Origin of the sequence: Nonlabens sp. (assembly GCF_018401815.1) — a bacterium.
Lineage (GTDB): Bacteria > Bacteroidota > Bacteroidia > Flavobacteriales > Flavobacteriaceae > Nonlabens.
In genome coordinates this window covers 765,411-785,453 of the sequence record NZ_JAGYKG010000001.1, presented here as the reverse complement: position 1 = coordinate 785,453, position 20,043 = coordinate 765,411, and the positions used below count along the sequence as shown (strand labels likewise).

The 20,043-nt window shown below is 36.8% G+C and carries 19 protein-coding genes; 17 read left to right on the top strand and 2 right to left on the bottom strand.

The genetic code is table 11. The features are described from left to right. The first annotated feature begins 14 nt into the window (after positions 1–14). The 15 genes from cyoE (at position 15) to tsaB (ending at position 13,079) form a co-directional block, all read left to right on the top strand. On the top strand, positions 15–908 hold the full coding sequence (gene cyoE / locus KG732_RS03485; protein WP_213520985.1) for a heme o synthase: 894 nt from the start codon (positions 15–17) through the stop codon (positions 906–908). Positions 909–910: 2 nt separating this feature from the next. After that, the gene (locus KG732_RS03480; protein ID WP_292890189.1) at positions 911–1,501 is read left to right on the top strand and encodes a cytochrome c oxidase subunit 3; all 591 of its coding nucleotides are present in this window, start codon (positions 911–913) and stop codon (positions 1,499–1,501) included. 36 nt (positions 1,502–1,537) lie between these two features. Continuing rightward, complete coding sequence (locus tag KG732_RS03475; RefSeq protein ID WP_213520984.1) at positions 1,538–2,539, top strand: cytochrome c oxidase subunit 3; 1,002 nt, start codon at positions 1,538–1,540, stop codon at positions 2,537–2,539. Between the two features lie 17 nt (positions 2,540–2,556). Next, positions 2,557–2,964, top strand: a complete 408-nt coding sequence (locus KG732_RS03470; protein ID WP_213520983.1) for a cytochrome C oxidase subunit IV family protein — start codon at positions 2,557–2,559, stop codon at positions 2,962–2,964. A gap of 84 nt (positions 2,965–3,048) precedes the next feature. Then, entirely contained in the window at positions 3,049–3,747 is a 699-nt protein-coding gene (locus KG732_RS03465; protein WP_213520982.1) for a membrane or secreted protein, read from the top strand. After that, positions 3,740–4,450 carry an SCO family protein gene (locus KG732_RS03460; RefSeq protein WP_213520981.1) on the top strand — a complete coding sequence of 237 codons (711 nt, stop codon included), beginning with the start codon at positions 3,740–3,742 and terminating at the stop codon, positions 4,448–4,450. The genes KG732_RS03465 and KG732_RS03460 overlap by 8 nt, the downstream gene beginning before the upstream one ends. Before the next feature lie 3 nt (positions 4,451–4,453). Further along, positions 4,454–4,975, top strand: coding sequence for a DUF420 domain-containing protein (locus KG732_RS03455; protein WP_213520980.1), 522 nt, complete (start codon positions 4,454–4,456; stop codon positions 4,973–4,975). A gap of 9 nt (positions 4,976–4,984) precedes the next feature. After that, complete coding sequence (locus KG732_RS03450) at positions 4,985–5,212, top strand: hypothetical protein (RefSeq protein WP_213520979.1); 228 nt, start codon at positions 4,985–4,987, stop codon at positions 5,210–5,212. Between the two features lie 121 nt (positions 5,213–5,333). Next, positions 5,334–6,035 (top strand): ABC transporter ATP-binding protein, encoded by a 702-nt coding sequence (locus KG732_RS03445; protein WP_213520978.1) that lies wholly within the window; start codon positions 5,334–5,336, stop codon positions 6,033–6,035. Further along, the gene (locus tag KG732_RS03440) at positions 6,028–7,275 is read left to right on the top strand and encodes an ABC transporter permease (protein ID WP_213520977.1); all 1,248 of its coding nucleotides are present in this window, start codon (positions 6,028–6,030) and stop codon (positions 7,273–7,275) included. Before KG732_RS03445 ends, KG732_RS03440 begins: the two co-directional genes overlap by 8 nt. A 1-nt stretch (position 7,276) precedes the next feature. Further along, a complete protein-coding gene (locus tag KG732_RS03435; RefSeq protein WP_213520976.1) occupies positions 7,277–8,536 on the top strand; it encodes an ABC transporter permease in 1,260 nt (419 codons plus the stop codon). Between the two features lie 16 nt (positions 8,537–8,552). Continuing rightward, the gene (locus KG732_RS03430) at positions 8,553–9,722 is read left to right on the top strand and encodes an efflux RND transporter periplasmic adaptor subunit (RefSeq protein WP_213520975.1); all 1,170 of its coding nucleotides are present in this window, start codon (positions 8,553–8,555) and stop codon (positions 9,720–9,722) included. Positions 9,723–9,772: 50 nt separating this feature from the next. Next, a complete protein-coding gene (locus tag KG732_RS03425; protein WP_213520974.1) occupies positions 9,773–11,098 on the top strand; it encodes a TolC family protein in 1,326 nt (441 codons plus the stop codon). Between the two features lie 11 nt (positions 11,099–11,109). Continuing rightward, positions 11,110–12,396: an efflux RND transporter periplasmic adaptor subunit gene (locus KG732_RS03420; RefSeq protein WP_213520973.1), complete on the top strand. Its 1,287-nt coding sequence runs from the start codon at positions 11,110–11,112 to the stop codon at positions 12,394–12,396. Positions 12,397–12,398: 2 nt separating this feature from the next. Then, on the top strand, positions 12,399–13,079 hold the full coding sequence (tsaB, locus tag KG732_RS03415; RefSeq protein WP_213520972.1) for a tRNA (adenosine(37)-N6)-threonylcarbamoyltransferase complex dimerization subunit type 1 TsaB: 681 nt from the start codon (positions 12,399–12,401) through the stop codon (positions 13,077–13,079). Positions 13,080–13,087: 8 nt separating this feature from the next. Here the strand turns inward: tsaB and KG732_RS03410 are convergent, their stop codons facing one another. Beyond that, on the bottom strand, positions 13,088–13,783 hold the full coding sequence (locus KG732_RS03410) for a hypothetical protein (protein WP_213520971.1): 696 nt from the start codon (positions 13,781–13,783) through the stop codon (positions 13,088–13,090). Positions 13,784–14,070: 287 nt separating this feature from the next. Further along, positions 14,071–14,982 (bottom strand): NifU family protein, encoded by a 912-nt coding sequence (locus KG732_RS03405; RefSeq protein WP_213520970.1) that lies wholly within the window; start codon positions 14,980–14,982, stop codon positions 14,071–14,073. Between the two features lie 353 nt (positions 14,983–15,335). On the opposite strand from KG732_RS03405, the gene KG732_RS03400 reads away from it, so the two are divergent. Together KG732_RS03400 and KG732_RS03395 are read left to right on the top strand one after the other, a co-directional pair. Then, complete coding sequence (locus KG732_RS03400) at positions 15,336–16,337, top strand: type IX secretion system membrane protein PorP/SprF (protein ID WP_213520969.1); 1,002 nt, start codon at positions 15,336–15,338, stop codon at positions 16,335–16,337. A gap of 383 nt (positions 16,338–16,720) precedes the next feature. Continuing rightward, positions 16,721–20,023, top strand: coding sequence for a T9SS type B sorting domain-containing protein (locus KG732_RS03395; protein ID WP_300980286.1), 3,303 nt, complete (start codon positions 16,721–16,723; stop codon positions 20,021–20,023). Positions 20,024–20,043: the final 20 nt, after the last annotated feature.

Here is a 20,043-nt window from a genome sequence, read left to right as displayed (position 1 = left end):
TTAAAAACAGCTTTTTGACTGAAGTAACTACATTAGAAAAATCACCCAGTGTATTTAAAAACTACATCGAGATCACCAAACCAAGGTTGTCTATTGTTGTTGTTTTTTCATCTGCTGCAGGGTACTTTTTAGGCGCCACCACTTATGACTGGTGGACTATTTTATTGCTTTGTGTAGGAGGTTATTTTCTTGTGGGTTCTTCTAATGTTTTTAATCAGATCATTGAAAAGGATTTGGATGCGTTGATGAAGCGCACCCAAAACAGACCATTACCGACTGGAAGAGTATCTGTGCAAAATGCGTGGATTTATGGAGTGCTCATGGCGTTGAGCGGTATTTACATGTTGTACTTGATCAATTTTGCAACCGCATTTTTCGGAGCTCTGAGCATACTGCTTTACGCTGCAGTTTATACTCCTTTAAAGACCAGAACGCCTTTGTGTGTGTTTGTAGGAGCTTTTCCAGGAGCGATTCCTTATATGCTAGGTTGGGTAGCCGCTAGCGGTAATTTTGGTATTGAGCCTGGAACCTTGTTTATGCTGCAGTTTTTCTGGCAATTTCCTCACTTCTGGGCGATAGGATGGATGTTAGAAGACGACTACAAAGCAGGAGGATTTAAAATGCTTCCTACCGGCACGGCAGATAAAGGAACGGCCATTCAAATTATATTGTACACCATCTTGACGGTCATGGTTTCCTTAATACCAGTTTTTGGAGTAACAGGAGACTTGTACATTACTGTTTGGAGTTCTTTAGTAGTTGGCTTGTTGGGGGGGTGGTTTTTGTATTATGCCGTAAAGCTTTTTAAGAAGCGCAGCAATACAGTTGCTAAAAAATTAATGTTAGTTAGTGTGAGTTACATTACCCTCATACAAATCATATATGTAGTAGATAAATTTTTAAGATAACAATGACAGATATAACCCAACTACCTATCAAAGAAAAAATCGCAAGATCTAAAAAACAGATGATGTGGTTTGCCATCATGAGTTTAATGATGATGTTTGCTGGTTTAACGAGTGCTTACATTATCAGCAGCAGCCGTAGAGACTGGGTAGAAGTAAGCCTACCTACTGAGTTTTATTACAGCACGGGAGTAATTTTATTGAGTTCGCTTACTTTAATCCTCGCAAAGAAAAGTTTAAAAAGCAATAACCTTTCAGGAGCTTCTTTATTAACTTTAATCACTTTTTTATTGGGAACCACATTTGTAGTCATGCAATTTATGGCTTTTGGCTCCTTAACGGATGCAGGTATTTTCTTTACTGGGCAGGGAAGTAGTGTTGCCGGATCTTTTATCTATATCATGGTGATGGCTCATTTAGCGCATATCGTTGCGGGACTTATTTCCTTGACAGTCATTTCTTTTAATGTAGTGACTAAAAAATATGCCAATGATCATATGTTAGGTTTTGAATTGGGAGCTACTTTCTGGCACTTTGTAGATGTGTTATGGATTTTCCTTCTTCTGTTTTTAGTTTTTGCTAAAGATATTTTTTAACCTATTTTTGCAAGAACTTACAACTAATCTAAAGTTATGGATTCAACAGTAGCATCTACTGGTACCGAAGAACAAAAATGGGGTGGCGGCACACAGCCACTCAATGTCAGTTATGGAAAAATGATGATGTGGTTTTTCATCCTTTCGGATGCTCTTACCTTCACAGGATTTCTTGCAGCTTATGGTTTTTCGAGATTTAAATTTATTGAAGAATGGCCTCTTGCAGATGAGGTATTCAATCACTTCCCATTCCTTCACGGGACCGACGCTCCTATGTTTTATGTAGCTTTGATGACCTTTATACTCATAGGCTCTTCGGTAACTATGGTACTTGCTGTGGATGCAGGCCACCAGATGAAACAAAAGAAGGTCGCTTTCTATATGTTGCTTACCGTTATAGGGGGTATGATATTTGTAGGCTCCCAAGCTTGGGAGTGGAAAAATTTTATTGCTGGTGAATATGGAGCAGTGACAACTAAAGGAGGTAAAGTACTTCAATTTCTAGAGGTAGATACCGGAAAAAGAGTAGCTCTTCAAGACTTTGTAGAAGTAGGCACTAGAGAGGTGGCACCTTATGGTAATAGCCAAGGAATCTGGTTTCAATCTTCTGGTCAATACGACGCTACCTATACTTTCGAAGAGGTTAAAAAAGGCTTTGAAGCCAACCCTAATATAACCATCAGAACGCAGCAGCTTATCGTAAACGAAGAAACTGGCGCTAGTGAAAAGCTTGTGTTATCCAGAGCAGATGCGTTAGTAAAGTTAAATAAAGATGGTGTGGGTGTTGTTGAAGGAGCAAATCTGACACAGAATGAATATGGTGCGCCACTTTTTGCAGATTTCTTTTTCTTTATTACTGGTTTTCACGGTTTTCACGTTTTTTCAGGTGTTATATTTAATTTACTCGTCTTCTTCAACGTTCTTCTAGGAACATATGAAAGAAGAGGCAGTTATGAAATGGTAGAGAAAGTAGGTCTTTACTGGCATTTTGTAGATTTAGTTTGGGTATTTGTATTTACATTCTTCTACCTAGTATAATTTTTTAAGACATTAACATGGCAGAGCACGCAGCACATACTGACGGACACGCAGAACACAAATTAGAGATTTTTAGAGGTCTCGTAAAGTTCAAAACCAACACGCAAAAGATCTGGGGAGTACTTATATTTCTCTCTTTGGTAACTATCGTTGAGGTAGCTTTGGGTTATATCAAACCTGACCTTTTGAATGCAACATTCCTAAAGCTTAAGTATCTCAACTGGATATTTATTATTTTAACACTGGTAAAAGCTTACTATATCACATGGGACTTCATGCATATGCGTGATGAGACCAGTGGTCTAAGAAGAGCGGTAGTATGGACAGCGGTGTTCCTAATTATTTATTTAATCGCTATATTATTGGTAGAAGGGGAGTATATATACGAAGTATATAGAGACGCTGCTGTAAGTACAGACTTTTAATGACGACTACAGTATCATATAATAATGGACGGTTCTTCCGTCCTTTTTTATACCTTATTTTGAAATAATTCACCACTTTAGACCATGCCAGATTTTCCCAAAGCCGAAGGAATTAAAAAAACCAGTAGAGTAGCTATAGTCAGTGTATTGCTTATTCTCTTTGCACTGCCGCTTCTCACCTATTTATTTTTTTTAAACGGTGAACACCATTTTAAAACCTTACCTGTAGTCACAGAAAATGTGTCGGAACTATCTGCGTTTAAAACCATAAAAGGCCCTAGTATTCAGTTGAAGGACAGCGTTTCCATTATTACATTTCTAGGAAGCAATCCTTATAACCGCATAGGTTATGTTTCTAATATCAATGAAAAGATTTATAAAGATTTCCATCAATTTGACGGGTATCAAATGATCAGTATTTTGCCAGAGGAAGGGGTCAAAGATATCGAAGAAATCAAAGCTCAAATGGCCGAAACAACAGATCTTGCCGACTGGCATTTTCTCGTAGGTAGTGATCAAGCCATACAAAACCTATTCAACTCTTTTAAGTCTAATTTGACACTCAACAAGGATCTTTCATCAGAACATGCATTTGTAGTAGATAAACAATTAAATTTAAGGGGTCGTACAGATGATGAAGAGCTAGGAATGGTTTATGGTTACGACACTTACTTGATTGCAAATCTCAATAAAAGGATGATGGACGATATGAGAGTGTTACTAGCAGAGTATAGATTTGCTTTTAAGAAAAACAGAGACAAACAAATTCAAAAAGATGAGTAAGAAAAAGGACACTCCGTATTATATTGGTCTTGGCATCATTATTATTATTTTTGGATACTTTGCTATAACAAACGTTATTCATTATATCAATAAAGATAAAGTCGTAGACAGCAATCGCTCTGAAGATCGTGTTCCTGTGGCCGATAAGTTTTTGAAGAAATTCAATAAAGTACCTGATTTTCAATTTGTCAATCAAAATGGAGATACAATTACTAATAAAGACTTATTAGGCAAGGTATATGTTATCGATTTCTTTTTTACTACTTGCCCGACCATTTGTACTCCTATGAGCAGGAATATGTCTAAAATCAGTGAAGCCTTAAAAAGCCAAAAAGATTTTAGAACTATTTCCATTTCTATAGATCCTGAACACGATCAGCCAGCAGTACTAAAAGAGTACGCAAAAAAATACGATGCTCATAGCAACTGGTATTTTCTCACTGGTGATAAAGAGGCGACTTATAAATTAAGTCGAGAAGGCTTTAATGCTTATGTGGGGGAGAGCGACAATGAGGCTATACGTTTTGAACACAGTGGTAATTTTGCTCTGGTAGATAGAAATGGGTACATACGTTCCCGAAAGGTGAGAATTGACGACCAAAATGAAAACTGGATTTACCACTACAACGGTGTTCAAGAAAATGAAATTCCAGCACAGATTAAAGAAATTATAGAAGATGCAGAAACACTTTTAAATAAGTAAGATATGTTAGAGAAAAGAGGACCGGCAATTATTATAGCCATTTCGATTATAGTACCTTTAGTTGTAGTAGTATTGATGCTCATGCCAGAGCGGTATAACTTTTTAGGTATTGAATCTGGCCAGTTGCCTTTATTTCATGCCGTTATTAACGGGATGACAGCAGTTTTATTAGTGAGCGGTTTTATTCTTATTAAGCAGCACAATCGTGTAGCGCACAGATGGGTGATGACTACAGCTTTTGTCCTCAGTGCGATATTTCTAGTGAGTTATGTGATTTCTAAGATCAGTAATGACCCAGTTTCTTATCCTGATGACGCTCCCTTAAAAACAGTATATCTTTTTATTTTACTCACACATATTGTTCTTTCTGGAATTATTTTGCCTTTGGTGCTGTACACCATGTATTTTGCTTGGAATAAAAAATTTGAAAAGCATAAGAAAATTGTAAAGTGGACCTTTCCTATCTGGTTATATGTAGCAATTACTGGTGTTTTAGTGTATGTTTTTATGCAGCCTTACTACTAATATACCATCATGAAAAAGACTCTTGTAGTATTCATTGTTTTTAGTGTTCCCGCTTTCGCGAAAGCGCAATGTGCCATGTGCCGCGCTGTTATAGAAAGCTCTGGAGATACAGCAGCAGCCGAGGGGCTGAACAATGGAATCACCTATTTGATGGCTTTTCCATATATTTTAGTAGGGGCGATCATCTACATGATCTATAGGAGTACCCAAAAAAGTAATTCCGTCAAAAAAACTTAACTTATTTTAAGGATACCGCTGGGGATGAATTAACATTTATTTGTAAGAATTAATGTAACAAGTATGGAGATTTGCAGTCTTGTCATATGGTCCTGCGCAATCAGGTCAACAAATACAAACCATGATTGAAATAACCGATTTACATAAATCCTACAAGACAGGAAATTCATCGCTACATGTTTTAAAGGGTATTAATTTTTCTGTAAAAGAAGGAGAGCTGGTTTCTATTATGGGTTCTTCCGGTTCTGGAAAATCTACTTTTCTTAATATTTTAGGAATGCTTGACGAAGCAGATAGTGGCTCTTACACCTTAGATAGTACCCCAATAAAAAACTTGAATGAAACCATTGCAGCTCAATACCGCAATAAGTTTTTAGGCTTTATTTTTCAATCGTTTAACTTGATTAATTATAAATCTGCTAAAGATAACGTAGCACTACCTCTTTATTACCAAAAGGTAGCCCGCAAAGAACGCGATGAAAAAGCGATGCATTATCTGGAAAAAGTAGGTCTTGCAGATTGGGCGGCTCATTTACCCAATCAACTATCTGGCGGTCAGAAACAACGTGTTGCTATCGCTAGAGCACTAGCAAGCGATCCAAAAGTACTTCTTGCCGATGAACCTACTGGAGCACTAGACACTAAAACTTCTTATGAAGTGATGGAGCTTATTCAAGGGATTAACGAAGAAGGAAGGACCATACTAGTCGTAACTCACGAGCCTGATATTGCGCAAATGACTAAACGTATTGTGAACCTTAAAGATGGCAGGATTATAGATGATACCTTGGTAAACCAAATAAAAGCTTCAGCATATGTTTAACATAGAACATTGGCAGGAGATCTTTGATACCATAAGCAAGAATAAACTTCGTACCTTTTTAACGAGCTTATCGGTGGCTTCTGGAATTTTTATTCTAGTGATCCTTTTAGGAGTTTCCTCAGGAATAGCCAATGGTGTAAAAGAACAATTCTCCAGTGATGCTACCAACCGAATTCAAATAAGCACCAGAACTACCACTAAAGAGTTTAAAGGTCTTAATCCTGGTCGCAGACTTCAAATGACTAATGCTGATTTTGAAAGTCTCAATTACAAATATGAAGATCAAATAGAATATAAAACTAGTCTTTATAGGACTTGGGGGGGGCAGATTAATTATAAAGACAAACAAGGGAGTTACCGTATAGAAGGTGTTTTTCCAGATCAACAGTTTATTGAAAATGCCACGCTGTCACATGGTCGTTTTATTAGCCAATCTGATATAGCAGAATCTCGTAAAGTGGCTTTAATAGGCTATCAAATGAAAGAGGATTTATTTCCTTTTAGTGATCCTGTAGGAAAGACCATACTAGTAAATAACAATATTAACTTTACTATAGTAGGCGTCTATACAGATCCTGGAGGAACTAGAGAAGAGTCCAGGCTATTTATTCCAATTACAACGGCGCAACGAGTTTTTAATCAAGGGGAAAACATCAACCGTATTGCATATACGGTGAACATGGGTAAAAACTTTGATGAGACCGCAAAGTTAAGTGCTCAAATGACAGCATCTATTGAACAAGATCTGAGAGAAAAATTTATTGTAGCTCCAGATGATAGAGTTGCTATAAGGGTTGAAGATACTTTAGAACAAGCAAAGCCATTTTTTGATTTAATTGATGTCATCAAAGCAGTGTTTTGGTTTATAGGTTTAGGAACTATTATTGCTGGAGTAGTAGGAGTAGGGAACATCATGCTTATTGTTGTCAAAGAACGAACTAAAGAAATTGGGATTAGAAAAGCATTAGGGGCTTTACCTAGTGAGATTATTATGATGATTTTACAAGAATCCATATTTATTACCAGTCTTGCTGGATTGGTTGGGTTGTTTTTGGGAGTAGGACTGCTGGAAATAGCAGCTCCTTATATTCAAAATGATTTTATTGATAATCCTACAGTTGACTTTACTACTGCGATTACTACAGTGATAATTCTTGTAGTATCTGGTGCTATAGCGGGATTTATACCTGCAAGACGAGCAGCAAATATCAAACCGATTGAAGCATTAAGAGACGAGTAATATGTTTAACAGAGATAGGTGGAATGAAATATTAGAGGCGCTCAATGCCAATAAGGTGAGAACCTTATTAACGGCATTTGGAGTTTTTTGGGGGATTTTTATACTAGTTGCATTACTAGCTCTTACTAATGGATTGAGAACAGGGGTCAGTGTTCAATTTGCTAATAGAGCAACTAACACCATGTACATTTGGGGACAGAGCACTTCCATTCCTTACAAGGGGATGAATAAAGGACGTAGAATACAATTTAAACTAGCCGACGTAGAGGCTCTTAAGCAACAATTGCCTGCTTTAAAGTACGTATCTCCTAGACAACAGTTAGGCGGTTACCGAGGCGCTAACAACGTTACTCGTAATGAAAAAACGGGTGCTTTTCAGGTAAATGGGGATTACCCAGAATTCATTAACCAACAATATATGGATATTTTGAAAGGCAGGTGGTTAAGCTATTCTGATATTCAGAAGGAAATGAAAAGTGCCGTAATAGGTATAGATGTCGTTAAATCATTATATGATATAGGGGAAGAACCTATAGGGACCTATATCACTCTTCAAGGAGTCAATTTTAAGGTTGTAGGCGTTTTTGATAATCCTAATACCAATGGGGATAGTGAGGAAGAAGCTAACACTATTTTTATTCCTTTTACCACTTTTGGAAAAGCCTTTAACTCTGCAGATGAAGTGAGATGGATGACGTTAACTGCTTATGATGGCATTAGTATTACCACTATAAAAGAGCAAATTATTGACGTTATGAGAGAGCAGCATAGTGTTCACCCTACAGATAATAGAGCTATAGGGAATAATGATGTCGCTGAGGAGTTTGCAAAGTTCAATGGGCTATTTAATATACTTGCTTTTGTGGGCTATTTTGTGGGAGCATTAGTACTGCTGTCAGGGGGAATAGGAATTAGTAATATCATGCTAATTGTAGTTAAAGAACGCACTAATGAAATAGGCGTGCGCCGAGCATTAGGAGCAACACCATGGAATATTAAATCGCAAATTCTTCAAGAATCAATAGTGTTAACCTTAATTTCAGGGCTTGCAGGAATTGCTTTTGCCTCTGGATTTATTTGGATCATGAATTATGTATTGGAACAAAGTGGTCCTATGGATAATTTTGCCAATCCGTCCGTAAATATTATTGTAATTATCATCGCATTAATCATTTTAACCATTTCAGGATTACTCGCTGGGTTTATACCAGCATCACGAGCAACTACTATGAAACCAGTAGATGCATTAAGAACAGAATAATAATTAAGCAATCATAATGAAACGTACAGGAACTGTCATTACACTTATTATAATTTTACTACTTGCGTCAGCAGGAATTTATTACATCTGGCAAAAAGATCGAGAAGATCCCATTAGCTATACTACAGAGCAACCTACTAAGGAAACTATTATCAAAGAGACCGTTGCAACAGGAAGTATTGTGCCTAAAGAAGAGGTGAGTATTAAGCCTAATATCTCTGGAGTAATTGATAAGATACATGTAGATGCAGGTGATTTTGTAAAAGCGGGAGATCTTATTGCAGATATAAAAGTAGTCCCTAACGTGTCCTCTTTGACCAGTGCTAAAAATAATATTGCAGCAGCTAAAACATCTTTAGAAACAGCAAAACTAGCCCTAGATAACCAGAAGATTATTTACAACCGTCAGAAAACCCTTTTTGATAAAGGAGTGATTTCTGCAAATGAATTTGACTTGGCTCAAAACTCCTATAACAATGCCTTACAAAGGTATAAACAAGAACAAGTAACGTTAACAGGAACACAACAAAACTATGATATCATAAGAACGGGTACTACTGCTGGTTTGGGGAACTATGCACAAACATCTATACGTGCAACCGTTTCTGGGATGGTACTAGACGTTCCTGTTAAAGAAGGAAATCAAGTTATCGAGTCCAATAACTTTAATGAAGGCACTTCCATTGCCATGATCGCTGACGTGAACAAAATGATCTTTGAAGGAAAGGTAGATGAAAGTGAAGTAGGAAAGATTAAAGAAGGTCTTGCCCTCGAAATTACTGTAGGAGCTTTTGATAATAAAAAGTTTGATGCTACTTTAGATTATGTGGCACCTAAAGGAATTGCAGAGAATGGAGCTATTCAATTTGCTATTAAAGGAACTCTTAAAGCAGCAAAAGATCCCACTTTTATAAGAGCAGGACTAAGTGCAAATGCCAGTATTATTCTCGATAGAAGAGATGATGTGTTGAGTATTAAAGAGGCTTTAGTTCAGTATGATCCACAAACCAAAAAACCCTTTGTAGAAATCCTTATAGGCGACCAGCAGTTTGAACGTCGCGATATAGAATTGGGGTTGAGCAATGGTATCAATGTGGAAGTGCTTTCTGGAGTAAACGAGGGAGATAATATCAAAGTTTGGAACGCCTTAAAGATTCCTGCAGGTCGCAACGGATTTGGAGGTTAATTTTTTGTAACAAATCACATTTGAGATCTACATATAGACATAGTTATATTATGAAGAAGTTAATAATTTGCAGCATTGTTCTTTTTAGTTTCGCTTTCGCGAAAGCGCAACAAAATAACAGATGGACCCTACAAGAGTGCATCCAACAAGCTATAGACAAAAATATCTCTATAAAAAATGGAGAATTAGACAAAGAAGTTGCGGCAGTAGAAAAGCGAGATGCGTTAGGTAATTTTCTACCTTCATTGAACTTATCTGCGAGAAGAACTGTGTCTCAGGGGTTCCAATTTAATCCAGTTTCTGGTTTTCAAAACAACAAAAGGACCAACTTATCTGGTGGAGCTAGCTCTGGAGTAACCATCTTCGACGGCTTGAGAAGCTTTAGACAGTATAAACGGGCCAACCTTTCTGCAGAAGCAGCAGATTATAGATTGCAAAACTTAATTGATAATACAGCGCTCAATGTAGCCAATACCTTTTTGAATGTACTTTTCAATAGAGAAAACTTACAAGTCTTATTAAAACAACATGAAGTTACTAATTCACAAATTAAGCAAACTCAAAACTTGGTAGAAGCAGGGTCCTTGCCTAGAGGTGATTTATTAGAAATTCAAGCTACTTATGAGAGTGAAAACCAACAAATAATCACCGCAGAGAATAGTCTCGCTATTTCAAAATTAAACCTTGCTCAACTGCTGATGGTAGAAGATTACGAAAATTTTGATGTGGCTCAAGTAGATTATTCGTTGCCGGTTACCAGTATTTTAGATAATGAAGTGGATCTTGTGGTAAACAATGCCCTAGATACTCGTAGCGAAATCAAGATCGCTGAAATAAATAAAAAGCTTTCTAGCCAAGACCTTTTAATTGCTAGATCAGGATATGCTCCTACGGTAACAGGATTTTTAAATTATAACACTAATGCTCAAGAAGATACAGATCTTGAAATTTTAGATCAGTTGTATTTATTAGATGGAATCTCCTATGGAATCTCACTGAATGTCCCTGTTTTCAATGGTTTTTCTACAAGAAACCAAGTAGAACGAGCAAAAATTAATTTAGAGCGAGCTAATTATGCAGAACAACAGGCAAAATTAGATTTAGAAGCATTAGTTTATAGAGCTTATACCGATGCTGAAGGTTCTAAAGTGGCTTATTCCAGTGCCTTAAAAACACTCGAAGCTAGAAGAACTGCTTTTCAATACTCACAAGAAAGATATAATGTAGGACTGCTCAATGCCTTTGATTTTGAACAGAGCAGGCAACAAGTGGTAAGTGCTGAAAATCAAGTGATCCAGTCGAAATACCAGTATATATTTAATTTAAAAGTATTGGAATTGTATTTTGGTATACCAGTTAACGAGTTAAGATTATAAATCAATCAATTATGAAGAAAGCAATAATTATTATAGTAATACTAATAGCTGTTGCTGTATTGGGCTATTTTGGATATAAAGCATTTGCTGCGAGTAGTGAGGAAGGCATATCAGTAGAAGTGATGGAAGTGACCGCCATGGATGTTACAGAAACGGTTAGTGCCACTGGAAAAATTAAACCAGAAGTAGAGGTAAGCATATCTCCAGAAGTGCCTGGTGAGATTGTCGAATTACCAATAAGAGAAGGTCAAACAGTTCAAAAGGGAGATCTTCTCGTAAAGATTAACCCAGATTTATTACAGTCTAGCGTAAGCAGATCAAAAGCTGGACTGGCTAATGCTAGGGCAGGTTTTGAACAAGCAAAAGCAAGTCTTGTAGAAGCAACAGCAAATTACCAACGTGCTTCTCAGCTCTTTGAAAAAGGAGTGATTTCGCAATCAGAATTTGATGCTTCTACTGCAGCTTATCAAAGAGCAAAAGCTTCAGAACGTTCTGCTTATTTTTCAGTGCAAAGTGCAAGCGCTACGGTAATTGAGTCCACAGACAACTTAGGCCGTACCAGTATTTTTGCCCCTATGACGGGAACCATTTCTTTACTTGCCGTCGAGTTAGGTGAGCGAGTGGTGGGAACACAACAAATGGCAGGAACAGAATTACTGCGTGTTGCAGATCTTTCTCAAATGGAAGTTGAGGTAGATGTAAATGAGAATGATATCGTTAAAATAGCAATAGGAGATAAAGCTATTGTTGAAGTAGACGCTTATTTAAAAAGAAAATTTCAAGGAGAAGTAACTGAAATTGCCAACACTGCTACTGGAGCATTAAGTGCAGATCAAGTGACTAACTTTAAAGTCAAGGTAAGGATTTTGCCCAAGAGTTATACCGAACTTCTAGAAGGTAAAGGTAAAAACTACAGCCCTTTTAAGCCCGGAATGACCGCAACGGTAGATATTATTACAAGAGAAAAGAAAGATGCCATTGCAGTTCCTATAAGTGCTATTGTCATTAAAAATGACACTGTAGAAGACAATAACAGGTCTAGAGAACTAACTATAAGCGATAAAAAATTTGAATGTGTTTATCTGGAACAAAATGGGAAAGCCAAATTAAGAGTAATCACTACAGGTATTCAAGACGATAAAAACATAGTGGTACTGACGGGCCTTGAAAAAGGAGAAAAAGTAATTACTGGACCTTATAGAACGGTCACCAAGACTTTAAAATCAGGAAAAGCAGTACGTGTAAAAAAAGATAAAGACACTAATACCAACTCTTCCGAAGAAGATAAAGAAGCTTAATCATGTCTTTAATATTGTGTGTAGAAACAACCTCTACTAACTGCTCTGTAGCGCTTGCGACCGAAAACGGGGGATTTCCAAATGATTACGGAATTCTTCACTGTTTGGACGTATTGGAGGATAACAGTGACGGTTATAGCCATGGAGAACGGTTGCATATATATATAGATGAGATTTTGTCTCGCAATAATTTTTCTACTAAAGATCTTAATGCGATTGCTGTAAGTGAAGGCCCTGGTTCTTATACAGGATTGCGTATAGGCGTCGCCTCGGTTAAAGGATTGTGTTATGCGCTAGATATTCCTATGATGGCCATAAGCACATTAGAGTCTTTGAGTCAACAAAATACCTCTTCGGGCGTGACAATACCCATGTTAGATGCGCGAAGAATGGAAGTGTATGCGGCTGTCTTTGAACATCAAATAATAGTTCAAGAAGTGTCTGCAGTAGTATTAGAAAAAGAAAGTTTTTCTCGCTTTCGCGAAAGCGGAAATCTAACATTTATAGGTACTGGAGTCGAAAAATTTAGAGAGCTGATTCAAGAAGAACAGCACCGGTACATCACCTCAAATCCTACCGCAATAACGTTGTGTGACCTTGCTATAGAAAAGTATAAAAAAAGTGACACGGTGGATGTCGCTTATTTTGAACCTTTTTATCTGAAAGAATTTAAGGCAGGATAAACAAGTAATTATAAAGTGATGTACTTGTTGAGCAGAGCAATCAGTCCTTTGTAATCATCATTGAATTTCAGCTTATTTTCTTTGATATAAGTTTTTAAAACAGGTTGAGTAGATTTTGGAAAAGCTTTTAAACAACGCTTTATATGATTGTCAATTTCGATGGCATTTTTATTATCGAGAAAGTAAATTTTTTGACTGCTTTTAAGTTTTGATTTTTGAGAAGAATTATAAGAGCTTTTTTGTTCTATGTTATAACTATTTTTATTGTGGTGAACAAGTAAGAGCGTGTCTTCATCAAAGGTTGTTACTATTTCATAATATCCAGCGGGTAAATTCCCTAGATTTAAATATTGGTAGGTTTTACCATCTAGTTGAATAAGAATGTTATTCTCTCGAGGCAACATTTTTAATGTCTCTACATTATTAGTGTCGCTAAATTCTATGCGTTGTTCTAAAACATTATACCTCATATAGAAGACTTGAGCAACACCACCGTTTAAAATTAAGGAGCCGAGTTCCAGTTTTTCTTCCATAAATGGATTGCCAGTAACATCTCCTCGGTTGTTTTTTAAATTTGTAGATAGCTTTTTGTAGAAATTGGTTTCTAGATTATTGCCATTATCGCGATAAATAGAAAAGTTGCCTTGAGCAAAAATGGAAGAACACATACCTATAAATAAAACAAGTAACAGGTGATTTTTCATAAGGTTATTTTATTGATGAATTGTATAATTTGCAAATATCTTGCCAAAGAAAAAACTTTCGCTTTATAGAGATTTTGAAGTTCGCACTATATGCTGATAGGGCAGCATATTTTTACCTGAGTTTTTTACTTATTGATGTGCACTGATTGTGCGTTTCCCATATTTTTACAGGCGCGCTCTAATGGTTTTTCGTTCTATTATTCATCTGTTTTAGCAGGGTGCTAGGACTTTTTTGTCTTTTAGACGGCAATAATGGTATTTTTATAGCGGCTACTAGAGCAATTATTTTAACCATTTAAGGCGACTACACGTTCTATCTTACCTGGGATCATCTCTTTCAGCATGGTTTCAATACCATTGCGCAAGGTCATGGTAGAAGAAGGGCAACCGCTACAGGCTCCTTGTAGAATAACACGAACTTCACCATTACTTTCTTCATAACCTTCAAAAACAATGTTACCTCCGTCACTGGCGACGGCTGGTTTGATATATTCGTCAAGAATTTCAACTATTTTTTTAGAGATATCGTCTAGATTCTCAAATTTGGGTAAGTCGACTGACTCCCCTTTTTCCTTGACTATAGCGGTACTTTCGTGTTTTGATTCTCCTATTGAAGAGCCGCTTTCTAACGCTTCTCTTATAAAAGAACGCACTTCATGAGTCACTTCATCCCAGGATACGACGTCGTGCTTTTGAATAGAGATATAATTTTCATCTACATAAAGTTCTTTAATAAAAGGAAAGGAATAGAGATTTCTAGCAAGTGTGTCGATTTCTGTATCATTGATGCTTTTAAATTCTTTACTGTTTACAGTGAGTTTTTTATTAGCCACAAACTTCATGGCATTAGGATTGGGCGTAGCTTCAGCGTAAACAGTTACGGGCACTTTCTTTTTTTCTTCGTTTGTTTTTACGAGGAGCTCTCCGCTGTTTAGATAGTTTTCTATTTGTTCTGAAACTTCAGCCTGCACATCTTCCCAAGAAACAATATCATATCGTTCTATTGCTATAAAATTTTGTGCGATATAAACCGTTTTTACAAATGGCAGATAAAACAACTGCTGCGCAAGAGGCGAAGACTTTGCTTCATCTATATTTTTAAATTCGTAACTGTGATTTTTTACTAGAAAATGATTGCTTTCAAATTTAATGATCGCTTCATTACTGGTAGGAACTATTTTAATTTGATGATTCTCCATGATTATTTTGATCTGCTACAAAGATAAGCCTAGCAAGGATAACATGTAAGGATACCGGGCATTGATAATTACTATAAAGGCTATTTTTTTATTCTTATCAGGGCTGGTTCTGATTCTAACATGATATTAATTCATAGTAGCTCCAACATAATTCGTAATAATACCTATCCTATACCAAAAATTTATATATTTGAAACTTTTGGTATGATTACATGTTGTACTGAATTAAATCTTGGTTTTTTAAAATGCGCCCTAACAATTTATTTTGTTTCATTTTATTACGTCAATTAGGAAACACCATAGATAAAACATTTTTAAGGCTTTTTGTATTAAGAAGTTACATAAAACTAAACATGAAGAAACTATTCATTTTATTAGCTGTCGTTTTTAGCGGTCAGCTTACCATGGCACAAGAAGGTGTCCCAGTTTATTTAGATTACTTAATGGATAACTATTACTTACTTCACCCTTCTATGGCGGGAGCAGCAGCTTGTGGCAAAGTTAGAGGTACTGTACGTCAACAATGGTTTGATCAAGAAGACGCTCCTAACCTGCAAACATTAAGTTTTAATACTGGTGTAGGAGAGAATAGTGGTATAGGTGCTATATTGTTTAACGATAAAAACGGTTATCACTCACAGACAGGGGCTTACCTTTCTTATGCATACCACCTTCAAGTAGGAGGAGGATTTGAAGATTTAAATCGTCTTTCTTTCGGTATGAATGTTGGGATGGTGCAAAGCAGATTGGATGAGTCGGATTTTGACCTTACTGATTTTGACCCGATTATTACGGGAGTTCTTAGAAGTGATTCTTACTTTAATGTCGATATAGGAATGTCTTATTTTTACAAAGAATTTTATGCACATTTTACGGTAAAGAATGCTATTTTCCAAAATCGTGAAATTTATTCGGAAGGTTTTGAAAGCACCAATCAGCGTCGTTATATAGCCACTTTGGGGCATTTATTTGCTCCACGTAATAGTGAGTGGCAATTTGAGCCTTCTGTGCTTTACCAGCGCACAGATCGCACAGAAGAGCAGTTTATAGATGTTAATGCAAAAGCATATTACGATCTAAATGATAACAGCGTGCTGTATATGGGACTTTCTTACCGTCAGAGTTTTGATGGTGCCGAGTACTTAGACGGAAATAGTGTACAAGAACAAAATTTGTCGCTTTTGTCTCCAATTTTTGGCATCAAACACAAGGAATTTACCTTTGGGTATAATTACAGTTACCAGTTTGGTGACATTCAATTTGCAAACGGGGGCTTCCATCAAATTACTTTAGGGATTGATTTTTTATGTAAAAAAGACAGATGGAGTTGTAATTGTCCTGCGGTAAACTTGTAGAAGACAACTTAAAATATTTTTTAATAAGGGCAACAATAAAGTTGCCCTTATTATTTTACTGCTTTCGCGAAAGCTTCATCAAAATGGTATTGGTCAAAGCTTATAGCACATCTATATGTGTATGGAGTATTCACTATATGTATCACTTGTGAAATAGTCTTATAGCCATACTAGACATTAACGGAAAGCAGTGGACAAAGAGTCCATCATTGAAATTAAAAGTTATAGGAATGGGCATTATACATATTTAATTTGTATTATTTTTGCTTTAAGCAAGGTGATGGGTAAATGAATTAGGCTATTGAGGGTGTTATTAATTGCATAGAATTAAAAAGGATATTGTAAAAGTCCCATATCGAAGACATATTTTTAAACAGACAAAATTGCAAATTACTTATAAGTATATCGTTATTGTTATTGCTTTTGTGCAGTTGCAGACTGGGTTATCACAAATAACTACTGATAATACAACGTTTACGGTAGATCAGCTTATTGACGGGGTCTTATTTGAAGGAGGCTGTACACCTATTACAAATATTCAATCCCGAACCGGTGTTGGAGCAAATGCAAATGGGATTGCTTATTTTCAAGATAATGGATCCTCATTTCCATTAAGTGATGGAATCATTTTATCGACAGGGAATGCCTTAAATGCCAATGGGCCTAATTCATTTGGAGACCGAAGCGACAACCTCTTTTCAGGAAACGATAATGATCTGGAAAGTGTAATGGCAGCGGCGGGTTCCCCATTAATTTCTACAGACGCCACATGGATTTCTTTTGATTTTGTGCCTACCGCAAGTTTTATATCTTTTGATTACCTTTTTGCAAGTGAAGAATATAATGGGAATTTTGAATGTCAGTTTGCAGATGCATTTGCATTTATTTTGACCGATAGTGTCACGGGAGCTGTTACTAATCTAGCAACTCTTCCTGGAACCAATTTGCCTGTACAAGTTATTACGGTGCGCGATCCACCAATAACCGCCTGTTCTCCTGTCAATCCTGCTTTTTTTGATCAGTATAATCTAGGTAATAATACATTTGGAGAAGCTAATCTTGGAGCCCCAGCGGCTACAAGTGCTATTGAATTTAACGGGCAGACCACAGTCTTAACAGCTACCAGTGTTGTAGTTCCTAATCGCAGTTACAATATTAAATTAGTTATTGCTGACGCCAGTGATACCGAATATGATTCTGCTGTATTTATTGAAGGAGGTAGTTTTGATATAAGTGTAGATTTAGGTGGAAGTAGAATCATTAGTCGGGGCAATCCACTTTGTTATGGTGATGTTTATGTTTTAGACGCATCATTGTCATTGTTGCCAGGGATTAGTGCTTCATATGTATGGAGTCAATCAGGAACTATAATTCTTGGAGAAACCAATGCTACCCTGGATGTTACCGAAAACGGTTTTTACGAGGTCGAAATTACTTTTTCTAATGGTTGTATTGCAAATTCAAGTGTACGTTTAGAATTTGTGGATCTGCCAGATGCTCGTCCACCAGATGCTATTTCCTGCGATCCAAATGGAGTAGGCTCTTTTGATTTAACTATTATTGAAAGCCTTTTACTCACTTCATTGAATGCGACTGACTATACAGTTACTTTTTATGAGTCTCAAGTAGATGCTCAAAATCAGACAAATGCCGTTCCTACTACCACGAATTATCAAGGTACTAGTAATCCACAAACCTTATTTGTAAGAGTAGAAGATAATCTCTTTGGTTGTGAGGTGATTTATCCATTTCAATTAATAGTAGATGATGTATTTGCAGCTCCAGTACAGGATATTGTGGGTTGTGACGATGATACCGATGGAATTACCACAGTAACATTGGCAGATTTTGATCCTCTAGTAGGACCAGGCTACACCCCAGGAACCGTAACTATAAGTTATTATACCACACAAGCTAATGCTGATGCCGGCATGAATGCATTAGGAGCAACCTTTACCAACTCTATTTCACCAGAAACCATTTATGCAAGAGTAGTTGCTACAAATGATACCGGCTGTTTTGATACAACTAGTATTAACATTGTCGTTAATGTGGAGCCAGAAGCAGCTCAAGCGGCTAGTGATTTGATATTATGTGAGGATGAAACTCTAAACAGTGGAACAGCTACTTTTGATCTTAGAGTCGTAGAAAATGATCTCATAGGAACTCAAGATTTTACAGATGTGAGCATAAGCTATTACAATTCGCAAAGTAATGCAGATAATGCTGTGGCAGCTATTTTGAATCCGGAAGCTTATAGTAATACAGCTAATCCACAGACCATTTTTGTACGGTTAGAGGAAAACAATTCTGGTTGTTTTAATACAGCTAATTCATTTGATATTATTGTAAATGACACACCGCCTGCGATTACAGGGCCTTTATTATATGAACTATGTGATGATGCCACAGGTGATGGATTGACCGAATTTGACTTAACGTCTAGAAGCAATAGCATTACAGGAGGAGCTACTGGGGTGACCCTATTTTATTATGCCACAGCATTAGATGCTGTTAATAGAGTCAACGAGCTGAGCAGTCCTTATACCAACACTTCTAATCCACAAACACTTTTTGTAATTGTTGAGGATAACACCACGGGTTGTGTGAGTTCAACAACACTCGATTTAGAAGTAAAAGAGGCCCCTCAAGCGGTTGCACCACCTTCTATTATAGTCTGTGATGATAGCAATACAGGTGATTTAACGGAAGCTTTCAACCTTACAGTTAATGAAGCTGCGATTCTAAATGGACAAAACACAGGTGTCACAGTTTCTTATTACATTTCGCTGTCAGATGCTGCTAATGGCATTAATGAAATAGGTAATTTTACTAGTTTTGATAACACTACTACACCACAAGCCATTTATGTGAGAACAGAAAATAGCACCGGCTGTGTTAACACTACAAGTTTTGATATTATTGTCAATGAAGTTCCTGTGCCGCAATTATTTGATTTGTATTATTTATGTCTCAATAGTACCGGGGGAGTTTTAAATACTTCTGACTCTCCACCTGTATTAGATACAGGTCTTCTTTCTAATGGTTGGAGCTTCACATGGGAATTAGACGGCAATATTATAAATGGAGAAAGCAGTGCAACACTAACAGCGGTAACAGTTGGTAGGTACACGGTTACCGTTACTGATCCAGTAACAGGCTGTAATAGTTCTCAAACTATCGAGGTGCGAGAATTGGGTCCGCCAGATGATTTTGGAGCGCAAGTAGTTACTCGTTTTTTTGATGAAAGGCAACGAATAGAAGCATTTGCCACAGGACCTGCATTTCAGTATATATTTAGACTTGATGATGGTGCATGGCAATATAATGGTAGCTTCGACAATGTATCCCCTGGACCACATACAGTAGTCATACAAGATTTAGAAGGTTGTGCTAGTGTAGAAATACCACTGAATGTTGTTGGGTATCCGCTATATTTTACACCTAATAACGATGGTTATCACGACACTTGGAATATTGTAGGGCTCAATGAAATAGCTGGTACAACTATTTATATTTTCGATCGGTATGGAAAGGTATTGAAACAAATAGATCCGGCAGGAATAGGATGGGACGGCACTTATAATGGGCAGCCGTTAGCATCTTCGGATTATTGGTTTCAAGTAAATTATCAAGAAAACGGAATTATAAAAACCTTTGGTGGGCACTTCTCTTTGAAGAGATAAGCTGTTTTATAGTAGCTCTT

Bases quoted from the DNA above. Each gene is read 5' to 3' on its own strand.
- KG732_RS03450 (WP_213520979.1), top strand. From the start codon at position 4,985: ATGAAAAAGACTCTTGTAGTATTCATTGTTTTTAGTGTTCCCGCTTTC.
- KG732_RS03460 (WP_213520981.1), top strand. From the start codon at position 3,740: ATGAGTAAGAAAAAGGACACTCCGTATTATATTGGTCTTGGCATCATT.
- KG732_RS03470 (WP_213520983.1), top strand. From the start codon at position 2,557: ATGGCAGAGCACGCAGCACATACTGACGGACACGCAGAACACAAATTA.
- KG732_RS03435 (WP_213520976.1), top strand. From the start codon at position 7,277: ATGTTTAACAGAGATAGGTGGAATGAAATATTAGAGGCGCTCAATGCC.
- KG732_RS03480 (WP_292890189.1), top strand. From the start codon at position 911: ATGACAGATATAACCCAACTACCTATCAAAGAAAAAATCGCAAGATCT.
- KG732_RS03445 (WP_213520978.1), top strand. From the start codon at position 5,334: ATGATTGAAATAACCGATTTACATAAATCCTACAAGACAGGAAATTCA.
- tsaB (WP_213520972.1), top strand. From the start codon at position 12,399: ATGTCTTTAATATTGTGTGTAGAAACAACCTCTACTAACTGCTCTGTA.
- KG732_RS03440 (WP_213520977.1), top strand. From the start codon at position 6,028: ATGTTTAACATAGAACATTGGCAGGAGATCTTTGATACCATAAGCAAG.
- KG732_RS03465 (WP_213520982.1), top strand. From the start codon at position 3,049: ATGCCAGATTTTCCCAAAGCCGAAGGAATTAAAAAAACCAGTAGAGTA.
- KG732_RS03455 (WP_213520980.1), top strand. From the start codon at position 4,454: ATGTTAGAGAAAAGAGGACCGGCAATTATTATAGCCATTTCGATTATA.
- KG732_RS03425 (WP_213520974.1), top strand. From the start codon at position 9,773: ATGAAGAAGTTAATAATTTGCAGCATTGTTCTTTTTAGTTTCGCTTTC.
- KG732_RS03405 (WP_213520970.1), bottom strand. From the start codon at position 14,982: ATGGAGAATCATCAAATTAAAATAGTTCCTACCAGTAATGAAGCGATC.
- KG732_RS03475 (WP_213520984.1), top strand. From the start codon at position 1,538: ATGGATTCAACAGTAGCATCTACTGGTACCGAAGAACAAAAATGGGGT.
- KG732_RS03420 (WP_213520973.1), top strand. From the start codon at position 11,110: ATGAAGAAAGCAATAATTATTATAGTAATACTAATAGCTGTTGCTGTA.
- KG732_RS03400 (WP_213520969.1), top strand. From the start codon at position 15,336: ATGAAGAAACTATTCATTTTATTAGCTGTCGTTTTTAGCGGTCAGCTT.
- KG732_RS03430 (WP_213520975.1), top strand. From the start codon at position 8,553: ATGAAACGTACAGGAACTGTCATTACACTTATTATAATTTTACTACTT.
- KG732_RS03410 (WP_213520971.1), bottom strand. From the start codon at position 13,783: ATGAAAAATCACCTGTTACTTGTTTTATTTATAGGTATGTGTTCTTCC.